The sequence below is a fragment of the Paenibacillus periandrae genome, from assembly GCF_022458865.1.
Classification (GTDB): domain Bacteria; phylum Bacillota; class Bacilli; order Paenibacillales; family NBRC-103111; genus Paenibacillus_S; species Paenibacillus_S periandrae.
Window position 1 is genome coordinate 1 of the sequence record NZ_JAJNMU010000114.1, and the last position, 594, is coordinate 594.

General features: G+C 50.2%; 1 pseudogene. It reads left to right on the forward strand.

Features of this window, described 5'->3' with window-relative positions:
• Positions 1-137: 137 nt before the first annotated feature.
• A pseudogene (locus LRL21_RS44795) lies at positions 138-594 on the forward strand (hypothetical protein); the annotation flags it as partial.

The window sequence follows — 594 nt, forward strand, 5'->3', positions numbered from 1 at the left end:
GGGTCGCAATGGAGCAGATGTTCGGCGTATACAAGGAAATCGGCAAAACGAGTGCAACGGCCGTATTTATGTTCGTGCTTTGCTCGTTTATGGGTTATTTCTATATTCGCAGTATGATTCGGGAGGAGCGACAATAAATGAGAGAACAATTGATGCATTTCGAGCCGGAAAATCCGGCGGTTGTTGAAGCCGGACAGGGTGTCCGGCTGTCTTTTCATATGTCGAAGGCAGGTTTTATGGAATTTATGCTGACTGCGGCTTGCAACGGGGACTGGCGGTTTGAGGGCAGGGAGTCCGTAATGCTCAAGGTCTTGCTGAACGGGGAATACAACCAGGATATCATCTTGTTTTTCGGTGATCGTTGGCTGGAGTATCCGCGGTTGCTTGGGTTTTTTGAGGCAGGATCGTATGAGGCGGAGCTGCTGTTTCACGAGCAGTCGTCGCCGGATGCCCGAATGGCTTCAGTAAAGACGGTGGTTGTGAACCTAGTGGACCGCGATTCCGAGCTGGGTCTCGTATATCGTTACACGCCTTTGCTGTACGGACGGAATATCGGACATCCAACAGAAAGCTGTTATACCGATACTCCATTAA